8 protein-coding genes are annotated in these 9,629 nt (G+C 73.2%); 3 read left to right on the top strand and 5 right to left on the bottom strand.

Annotated elements, in window-relative coordinates; genetic code table 11:
• Positions 1-137: 137 nt before the first annotated feature.
• Genes V6U79_RS22350 through V6U79_RS22340 form a run of 3 tightly spaced genes read left to right on the top strand, consistent with a single transcriptional unit; the run spans position 138 to position 2,453 of the window.
• Positions 138-1,508, top strand: a complete 1,371-nt coding sequence (locus V6U79_RS22350; RefSeq protein WP_442933807.1) for a class E sortase — start codon at positions 138-140, stop codon at positions 1,506-1,508.
• A gap of 8 nt (positions 1,509-1,516) precedes the next feature.
• The gene (locus V6U79_RS22345; RefSeq protein WP_334534278.1) at positions 1,517-1,798 is read left to right on the top strand and encodes a hypothetical protein; all 282 of its coding nucleotides are present in this window, start codon (positions 1,517-1,519) and stop codon (positions 1,796-1,798) included.
• Between the two features lie 4 nt (positions 1,799-1,802).
• Complete coding sequence (locus V6U79_RS22340) at positions 1,803-2,453, top strand: aminodeoxychorismate/anthranilate synthase component II (protein ID WP_334615678.1); 651 nt, start codon at positions 1,803-1,805, stop codon at positions 2,451-2,453.
• Between the two features lie 79 nt (positions 2,454-2,532).
• On the opposite strand, the gene V6U79_RS22335 is transcribed toward V6U79_RS22340, so the two are convergent.
• The 5 genes from V6U79_RS22335 to V6U79_RS22315 form a co-directional block, all read right to left on the bottom strand.
• Entirely contained in the window at positions 2,533-3,228 is a 696-nt protein-coding gene (locus V6U79_RS22335; protein WP_334534271.1) for a SanA/YdcF family protein, read from the bottom strand.
• Positions 3,229-3,430: 202 nt separating this feature from the next.
• Positions 3,431-5,230: a Stk1 family PASTA domain-containing Ser/Thr kinase gene (pknB, locus tag V6U79_RS22330; RefSeq protein WP_334534268.1), complete on the bottom strand. Its 1,800-nt coding sequence runs from the start codon at positions 5,228-5,230 to the stop codon at positions 3,431-3,433.
• Positions 5,227-6,642, bottom strand: a complete 1,416-nt coding sequence (locus tag V6U79_RS22325) for a serine/threonine-protein kinase (protein WP_334534266.1) — start codon at positions 6,640-6,642, stop codon at positions 5,227-5,229. The genes pknB and V6U79_RS22325 overlap by 4 nt, the downstream gene beginning before the upstream one ends.
• A 1-nt stretch (position 6,643) precedes the next feature.
• Entirely contained in the window at positions 6,644-8,140 is a 1,497-nt protein-coding gene (locus V6U79_RS22320; RefSeq protein ID WP_334534263.1) for a peptidoglycan D,D-transpeptidase FtsI family protein, read from the bottom strand.
• Complete coding sequence (locus V6U79_RS22315; RefSeq protein ID WP_442933405.1) at positions 8,137-9,627, bottom strand: FtsW/RodA/SpoVE family cell cycle protein; 1,491 nt, start codon at positions 9,625-9,627, stop codon at positions 8,137-8,139. Before V6U79_RS22315 ends, V6U79_RS22320 begins: the two co-directional genes overlap by 4 nt.
• Between the last annotated feature and the right edge of the window lie 2 nt (positions 9,628-9,629).

The following is a 9,629-nucleotide window of genomic DNA, read 5'->3' as shown; positions in this document are numbered from 1 at the left end:
CGTTGACGCCCGCCGGACCGGCCGCCCAGCGACCCCCGGCCCCGGCCACCCCGGCGCCACCGGCCGCCCAGCGGCCCCCGGCCGGCCCGGCACCAGCGGCCGCCCACCGCGCACCGGGCTCCGGCACGCCGACGCCGCTGGACGCCCACCGGCCACCGGCCGCTCACCGCCCAACGGGATCAAGCACGCCGGCGACGCCGGACGCGCACCGGTCGTCGACAGCGGTACCGCCCGCCACCCAGCGGGCGTCGACGCCGGCCACGCCGCCCGGACACCTGCCACCCACCGCAGCCGGTGCCCAGCGACCGCCCGCCGGTGCCGAGCGACCCGCCGGCCCCGGCCCGGGCGCCGCAGCCGATCCCCGCGCCGCCGAGCGGCAGTCCGGCCCGGAGACCCGGCCGGTGGCCGACGCGCCCACCGCTCTCCTCCCCAAGGTCACCGACCGCACCGGACCGCCGGCCGACGTCCGGCCGACCGCACCCGCCCCGACCGACGACCGCTCCGGCCCGGCCGGTCAGCCGCAGCCGTACCCGTCGAGCCGACCCGGCGGTCCCGGCCCGGACAGCGGCCCACGGGGCGCCGGGCCCGATCCCTCGGCGACCGCGGTCATCCCGGCCGTCGGCCGACCGCAGGCCGCCCCGCCGGCGCTCGACTCGACGGCGCTGATGGGCGCGGTGCCCCCCGCCCCGGAGCCCCGTGACGGCGCCGACGACACGCCGCCCGGCTCGCAGCCGCAGCCGCAGCCGCGACGCGGCGAGCGGGTGGTCCAGCTGCGACCGGAGCAGACCGGCGAGGGCTACAAGAGCGTCTACTCCGAGCTGACCCGACCGTCGTTCGCCTCCCGGCTGCGCACCGGCATCCGGCTGACCGGCGAGGTGCTGATCACCTTCGGCCTCGTGGTGCTCCTCTTCGCCGGCTACGAGATCTGGGGCAAGTCGGCGATCGTCGACGCCCACCAGAACGACCTGACCAAGCAGCTGGAGCAGGCCTGGGGCCCGACCGGCGACCCCACCGTCGCCCCCACCGGCCCGGCCCCCAAGCCGAAGCCGCCGGTGGAGGGCCGGCCGATCGCCGGGCTCTACATCCCCAAGCTGGACAAGAACTGGGTCGTGGTCGAGGGCGTCACCCAGAAGGACATCCGGTACGCCCCGGGCCACTACCCGAAGAGCGCGCTCCCCGGCCAGCTGGGCAACTTCTCCGTCGCCGGGCACCGGAACCGGGCCACCTTCTGGTCGCTGGACGAGCTCGACAACGGCGACGCGATCGTCGTGGAGGGCAAGACCGAGTGGTACGTCTACAAGGTCTACCAGTCCCGGATCGTCCGGCCCGACCAGGTCGAGGTGGTCGCGCCGGTGCCGTCGAAGCCCGGTCAGAAGCCGACCAAGGCGGTGCTCACGCTGACCACCTGTAACCCGAAATTCGACAACTACCAGCGTCTGATCGTCCACGCCGAACTGGAGCGCAAGCAGCCCAAGTCGGCGGGGCGGCCGCAGGAACTGGGAGCCTGAGGACCGCGATGTACTCCTGGATCTGGCGGAAGCTGCCGTTCGGCCTGCCCGGCCGGCTGACCGGGTCGGTGCTGCTGGCCACCGCGGCCGTGGCGCTGCTGTGGTACGTGGTCTTCCCGTGGGCCGAGCCGCTGCTCCCCTTCGACGACGTGCAGGTCACCCAGGACTCCGGCACGCCGGGCGGCGACGCCCCCGGTGGCGAACCCGGACCCGCGCCGACCGGGGACGAGTACGACCTGCCGTACGACACCGACGAGAACAACACCCCACCCCCCTCCCCGGACGAGTGAGCCGATGCGTGTCCTGGTGATCGACAACTACGACTCGTTCGTCTTCAACCTCGTGCAGTACCTCGGCCAGCTCGGCGTCGACTGCGAGGTCCGGCGCAACGACGAGATCGACGTGGCGGAGGTGGGCCGGGTCGGCGCCGCGGGCGTCCTGCTCTCGCCGGGGCCGGGCAGCCCGGACCGGGCCGGCATCTGCCTCGACGTGATCCGGACGTACGGCGGTGAGCTGCCGATCTTCGGCGTCTGCCTCGGCCACCAGGCCATCGGTGAGGCGTTCGGCGCCACCGTCACCCGCGCCCCCGAGCTGCTGCACGGCAAGACCTCCGAGGTGCGCCACCGGTCCGTCGGGGTACTGGCCGGCCTGCCCGACCCGTTCACCGCCACCCGCTACCACTCGCTGGCCGTGCTCCCCGAGACGCTCCCGGACGAGCTGGAGGTTACCGGCTGGACCGGGTCCGGGGTGGTGATGGCGATGCGCCACCGGACCCTGCCGATCGAGGGCGTCCAGTTCCACCCGGAGTCGGTGCTGACCGAGGGCGGTCACCTGATGCTGGCGAACTGGCTGGCCGCCTGCGGTCACTCGGAGGCGCTGGAGCGCGCCCCGGAGTTGGCCGCCGAGGTGGACGCCCGCCGCCGCGCCGCGTTCGCCGCCTCCTGACCGACCTGCCACGTCCTCCTCGTCCCGTCGACGGCGGGGCGCGCCGACGGCCCGGCCGGCCAGGTCTGCCCGTCTCCGGTCAGCTCTTCAATGCGTCCCGCACCTCGGCGTTCGGGGGTGAGCTGACGGCGGGCGGCCGGTGCCGGACGGCGTCCCAGGCCGCCTTGCCACTGGCGAAGTAGTCCCGGACCGCCTTCCCGGCGAGCAGGACGGCCCCGCAGCCGGAGCAGCGGGCGTTCACCCCGTCGACGTCGAGGCCGAGGTGGCGGCAGAGCGTCACCGCCCGGTTCAGGTGGTAGGACTGCGTCACGATCAGCGCCCGCTCCACGCCGTAGACCTCGCGGGCCCGCTGGCAGGTGTCGTAGGTGTCCAAGCCGAACGGGTCGGCCACGACCCGACGTGGATCGACGCCGAGGTGCTCGGTCAGGTACGCGGTCATCGAGGCCGGCTCGTCACCGGACGTACCGTCCCCGTCGCCGGAGACCAGCACCACCCGGGCTCGCCCGCTGTGCACCAGCTCCGCCGCCGTCTCCAGGCGACCGGCGAGCCGCCCCCCGGGTTGCCGGCGGTCGGCCGCCACCGCGGTGCCCAGGACGATCACGACGTCGGCGGCGGGCGCCTCGGCCTCGTCGTACAGGTGCCCCTGCGCGCCGATGGTCGTCCACAGCCACGGGACGCTGATCAGAAACAGCGCGACCAGGCCCAGGGCGACCGTCCGAAACCGCCAGGGCCGCCAGCGGTACGCCCCGCTCCGCAGACGTGCGAGCGCTGTCACCGGCCGGCCCCCCGAGGATGGTGCTGGGATCTCGTGTGCCCGCCCGGGGGCCCACATCCGCGCTCAGCGTAGTGGCGCGGTGAGTATGCCGGGGACACGGCGCGGGCCAGGGGCCAGCACCGGCACGCCGCACCGTCCGACGATCAAATCGGCGAAGGCCCGGCCCGCGGGTGCGGACCGGGCCTCCGACGATGCTGGAGCGCTAGTCGCCCGACACCCGCTGCGGCGGGGGTGGGAACAAGCCGCCACCGGCACCGGTCGTCGGGGTCGGGGTCGCCGGGGTCGGGCTGGCCGGGGTCGGCTCCTGCGTGGGCTCGGGGACGGAGACCTCGATGGTGACCCGCTCGCCGCGAGCCAGCTTGGTGCCCGGGCCCGGCGACTGCTTGGTCACCTTTCCGGCCTCGTCGGCCGGCACCTCGTCGCCGGGGCGCACCCGTACGTCGTAGCCGGCCTTCCTCAACTCCTCGCGGGCCTGTTCCTCGGTGAAGCCGATCACGCGAGGCACCTCGCGGATGTTGCCCCTGGAGACCTCCACGACCACCTTCTGGCCCTCGGGAACCTTGGTGCCGGATGGCGGCGTCACCTTGGTGACGGTCCCCTCCGGCTGGCCGCTGTCCACGAGCTTCTGGTCGACCTTCAGGTTCAGCTTGTCGAGCTGTTCCTTGACGTTCTCGTACTGGGATCCGACCAGCCCGCTCGGGATGGGAACCTCGGGCTTGCCGCCGCAGATGTTGACGATCACCTGCTGGTTCTGCGCGACCTGTACGCCCGGCTTCGGGTTCTGGTCGGCGACGGTGCCCTCGGTGCAGGTGCTGTTGAAGGTGGGGTCACCGCGCTTCGGCACCAGGCCGGCGTTCTCGATCTCGGCGAACGCGACGGCCTGGCTCTTGCCGGCCAGGGTCGGCACGGTGACCTTCTCCGGCGGCCGGTTCTGGAGCAACAGCCCCGCGACCAGGGCGATCACCGCCAGTACACCGACCGCCGCGAAGGCGGCGATCACCCACGCCGAGCTCTTGCGCCGCCCCGGGTCACCTACCCGCGCCGGGATCTGTCGGGTGGCCGCGCCCGCCACCTGCGTCGGGTAGCCGGCCGCACCGGCGCCGGGCGCCAACTGCGCCGTCTCGTCGTGCGGCATGACCGGGGTGGCCAGCACCGGCCGGCCGGCGGCGGCGCGGAGCAGGTCGGCCCGCATCTCACCGGCGCTCTGGTAGCGGTTCAGCGGGTTCTTCGACAGCGCCTTGAGCACGATCGCGTCGACCGCCGGGTTGACGTCCGGGTTGATGTCGCTGGGGGTCGGCGGGGCCTCTCGCACGTGCTGGTAGGCGACGCTGACCGGGCTGTCACCGATGAACGGCGGGTGCCCGCAGAGCAGCTCGAAGAGGACACACCCGGCGGCGTACACGTCGGAGCGCGCGTCGACCGCCTCGCCGCGGGCCTGCTCCGGCGAGAGGTACTGCGCCGTGCCGATCACCGCGCTGGTCTGGGTCATCGTGGTGACGCCGCTGGCCAGCGCCCGCGCGATGCCGAAGTCCATCACCTTGACCTGGCCGGTCTGGGTCAGCATCACGTTGCCGGGCTTGATGTCCCGGTGGATGATCCCGTGCCGGTGGCTGAACTCCAACGCGGCGGCCATGTCGGCGCAGATCTCCAACGCCCGACGCGGCTGGAGCCGCCCCTCGACACCGAGGACCTCCTTGAGGGTCCGTCCGTTGACGAACTCCATGACGATGAAGGGAAGCGTCTCGCCGGTCGGCCCGGTCTCCTCGCCGGTGTCGTAGACGGCGACGATCGCCGGGTGGTTGAGGGATGCGGCGTTCTGCGCCTCCCGGCGGAACCGCATCTGGAAGGTGGCGTCCCGGGCCAGGTCGGCGCGGAGCATCTTGATCGCGACGTCGCGACCGAGCCGGAGGTCACGACCGCGGTGCACCTCCGCCATGCCGCCGTAGCCGAGCAGCTCGCCGACCTGATACCTGCCACCGAGCAGGCGGGCCTGCGCTGTCATCGCGTTCGTCGTCCTTCGCTCGTCGTCGTCTCGCCGCCGCCCGGTTGGGGCAACTCCACCCGACGGTACGGCGTGGAGGCCGGATCGTCGCGTCCGTGGGCGCTCAGCGCGCCCGGCGTGGCGCTGAGTATGACGGGCGAGCCGGGGTCACCGGCTCCCACGGCCTCCCGCGACTTGTAGGAAATCACGCCGGAGCAGACCAGAACCAGTACGGCCAGCAGAATGGCCAGCAGGACCCGCCCTGACCTGGAACGCCGCGCGGGAGCCGGAGCGGGTGCCGGGGCGTACCCGGTCGGGCGGTCGGACCGGATCGGTGCCGACGGCACGGCAGCGGCGCCGCGGGTCTGACCGGCCGGAGCGGCCGGCGGGGCGGCCTGTCGCGGCACCCCGGCGGACGCCTGCGGCTGCCGCGCCACCACCGGCGGGCGGGCCTGGCCGGTCGCGGGCGGGCGGGACTGCGGGTGCGCCGCCGAGACCGGGCGGTGCTGTTGCTGATGCGGCGCGGCGGGGACCTGCGCCCGGGCCACCGGCGCGGCCGGCGAGGCCGGCGCCGCCGAGACCGGGCGGGCCTGCCCACCGCCGCGGGCCTGCTGGGAGAGCGCCGCCTTCGCCTGCCGGGCCACCGAGGCGAGCGCGGCGGCGCTCGGCCAGCGGTGCGCCGGGTCCTTCGCCAGCGCCCGCTCCACGATCGCCTTGACCTGCGGCGGAATGTCGCCGGGCAGCGGCCTGGGGGTCTCCCGGACGTGCTTCATCGCGATCTCGAGGGGGTTGTCCCCCTCGAAGGGCCGACGACCGGCGAGGCACTGGTACGCGACCACGCCCAGGGCGTACACGTCGGACGCGGGGGTGGCGACCGCGCCGGTGGCCTGCTCCGGCGAGATGTACGACGCGGTGCCGAGCACCGAGCCGGCGGCGGTGAGCTGGCCGACCAGGTCGGAACGGGCGATGCCGAAGTCGGTGAGCACCAGCGTCCCGTTCGGCCGGACCAGCAGGTTGCCCGGCTTGACGTCCCGGTGCACGATGCCCTTCTCGTGGGCGGCGTGCAGCGCGTCGGCGGCCTGCGCCAGCAGCGCCATCGTCCGGGCCGGGGTGAGCCGGCCGACCCGGCTCAGCGTCGCCGAGAGCGCGTCGCCCTCGACGTACTCCATCACCAGGAAGGCGATGTGCTGGTCGCTGCCGAAGTCGTAGACGTCCACCACGCCCGGGTGGTTGATGGTGGCCATCGTCCGGGCCTCACCGCGGAACCGCTCGGCAAAGCCCGGCTCGTCCAGCAGCGCCGGCAGCAGGCTCTTCACCGCCACCGTACGGCCCAGCACCTGGTCGGTGCCGCGCCAGACGTCGCCCATGCCACCGCTGGCGATCCGCTCGTCGAGGCGGTAGCGGTTGCCGAGCTGGACGCCGGGGCTGAGCATGTCAGCGGCTCCCGGAATCGGCGATCGCCGCCTGCATGATCCGGCCGGCGATGCGGGCCGCCTCGGCGCTGCCGCCCTCGCCCGCCTCCTCCAGCTGCACGCAGACCGCGGAGACCGGGGTGCCGTTCCGGTCGATCGCGAAGCCGATGAACCAGCCGTGGTCGGGCCGGGTCGGCGCGGACTGGGCGGTGCCGGTCTTGCCGCCGACCGTGTAGCCGTCGATCCGGGCGGTGCGGCCGGTGCCACCCTCCACGGCGCCGACCATCATGTCCCGCAGGTCGTTCGCGACCTGGCCGCTCACCGGTTCGCGCAGCTTCCGCGGCTTGGCGGCGTCGTAGACGGTGGTCCGGTCCGGCCCGAGCAGCTGCTTGACCAGGTACGGCCGCATCTGACTGCCGCCGTTGGCGACCGTGGCGGCGATCATCGCCCCCTGCAGCGGGGTCATCCGGACGTCGAACTGACCGATCGAGGACTGGGCGACCCCGGCCGGGTTGTCCCCGCCGTCGGGGTTCTGCATGGTGCCGGTGCGGCTGGCCGCCACGCCCAGCCCGTCCTCGCCGACGGTGAGGTCTTCCTGCTCGAACCCGAACTGCCGGGCCTTCTCCTTGAGGGTGTCGGCGCCGAGCTTCACGCCGAGCCGGGCGAAGCCGGTGTTGCACGACTCCCGCACGGCCTCGCTCAGGCTGACCTCGTCCTCGGGGCAGATCGACGGGTGCGCGTTGCGGATCGGCGCACCGGAGGTCGGCGGGGTCCAGCTCGCGCCGGCCGGGATCGGGGTGTTCTTGCCGACCCCGTTCTCCAGCGCCGCCGCGGCCACGACGATCTTGAAGGTCGAGCCGGGCGGCAGGGTCTCCGACAGCGCCCGGTTCTTCAGCGGACCGGCCGGGTCCTGCTCGAGCTTGTTGTACGCCGCGGTGGCCTCGTTGGTGTTGTGGCTGGCCAGCGGGTTCGGGTCGAAGCTGGGCATCGAGACGAGCGCCTGCACCGCCCCGGTACGCGGGTCGATGGCGATCGCCCCGCCCTTCGTCGCGCCCACGTTGTTGTCCCGCAGGCCGTTGTACGCGGCGTCCTGCGCGCGCTTGGAGAGGGTGAGCAGGACGTTGCCGCCCCCGGTCTCGTCGCCGGTGAACAGGTCCTTGATCCGGTTGGCGATCAGGGCGTCGCTGGTGCCGGCGAGGAACTCGTCCTCGGTCCGCTCGATGCCGGTCTCCCCGATGTTGACCGACTTGTAGCCGAGCACGTGCGCGTACTTCGCCCCGCCGGGGTAGGTGCGCAGGTACTTCAGCTTGTCGCTGGTCGCCTTGCTGGTGGCGAAGGCGGTGCCACCGGCCTCGACGTTGCCGCGCCGGCGCTCGTACTCGGCCACCTGGACCCGGCCGTTGTAGTCGCTGTTGCGGTATTCGTCCGCCTTGTAACCCTGGACCCAGTTCAGGTTCGCGAAGAGCAGCCCGAACAGGACCATGACGACGACGCCGGCGCGGCGCAGGGGCGCGTTCACGGGCGGATCACCTCCGTGGGAGCGCCGTGCAGTTGCTCCGGCGGGGTGCCCGAGGGCCGAGCGGCCGGTCCGCCGCTCGCGGTCAACGGGCGGCGGGCGCCGTCGGAGACCCGCAGCAGCAGCGCGATGAGCAGCCAGTTGGCCATCAGCGACGACCCACCGGCGGAGAGGAACGGGGTGGTCTGACCGGTCAGCGGAATCAGCTTGCTGATGCCGCCGACGATCACGAAGACCTGGAGCCCGAGGGTGAAGGCGAGACCACCGGCGAGCAGCTTGCCGAACGAGTCCCGCACCTCCAGGCCGGCCCGCAGCCCGCGCTCCACGATCAGCAGGTACGTCACCAGCAGGGCGGTCAGCCCGAACAGGCCGATCTCCTCGCCGATGCCGGCGAAGATGAAGTCGTTCTGCACCTCGGGGATCTCCAGCGGCTCGCCGGCACCCGGCCCGGTGCCGAAGAGCCCCCCGCTGCCGAGCGCCAACAGGCCCTGGACCAGTTGGTAGCCGTCCTGATAAGGGTCGGAGAACGGGTCGAGCCAGATCTCCGCGCGCAGGTGGAAGTTGGCGAACGGGCCGCCGATCGTGCCGCCCAGCACGTACGCGAGGTAGGCGCCACCGAAGAAGAGCAGCAGACCGATGAGCAGCCAGCTGACCCGTTCGGTGGCGATGTAGAGCGTCACCACGAACATGCCGAAGTAGAGCAGCGAGGTGCCGAGGTCCTTCTCGAAGACCAGGATCAGCAGGCTCAGCACCCAGACCACGAGGACCGGGCCGAGGTCCCGGCCGCGGGGGAAGTCGATGCCGAGGATCCGCCGGCTGGCCAGGGAGAGCACCTCGCGCTTGCGGACCAGGTAGTAGGCGAAGAAGGCCAGCAGCGCCAGCTTGGCGAACTCACCCGGCTGGATGCTGAACCCGCCGACCCGGATCCACAGCTTGGCGCCGTAGATCTCCGAGTACCGCCGGGGCAGCACCGCCGGGATCATCACCAGGATGATGCCGGCCAACCCCAGCGTGTACGCGTACCGGGAGATCGACCGGTGGTCCTTGACGATGAAGAGCAGGACCGCGGCGAGGACCACCGAGGCGAGCGTCCAGGCCAGCTGACGACCGCCGGTGCCGGCGAAGATCGCCAGCGCCTCCCGGTCCGCCGCGTCCGCCCGGGCCAGGTCGTACCGGCGCAGGAAGCCGACCCCGATGCCGTTGAGCAGCGCGACGGCCGGCAGCAGGGCCGGATCGGCGAACGGTGCCAGGAACCGGATCACCAGGTGCATGCCGAGGAAGAGGACGCCGAGCACGGCGGCCGGAACCCAGAAGCCCGGGGTGACCGTGTCGAGCACGTTCGACTCGACGATCGCCCCGTACGCCGCCACCAGCACCATGGCCAGTGCCAGCAGCGACAGCTCGGCGTTGCGCCGGGACCGGGCCAGACGTACGCCGGGCTGCTCGCCCGTCTTGGCGGGCGAGGCTGCCGGTGTGGCCGCTGCGGTCACGG

Origin of the sequence: Micromonospora psammae, assembly GCF_036902725.1 — a bacterium.
Lineage (GTDB): Bacteria > Actinomycetota > Actinomycetes > Mycobacteriales > Micromonosporaceae > Micromonospora.
The sequence above is the reverse complement of the archived record's forward strand: the minus strand, read 5'-3'. Positions and strand labels throughout refer to the sequence as shown.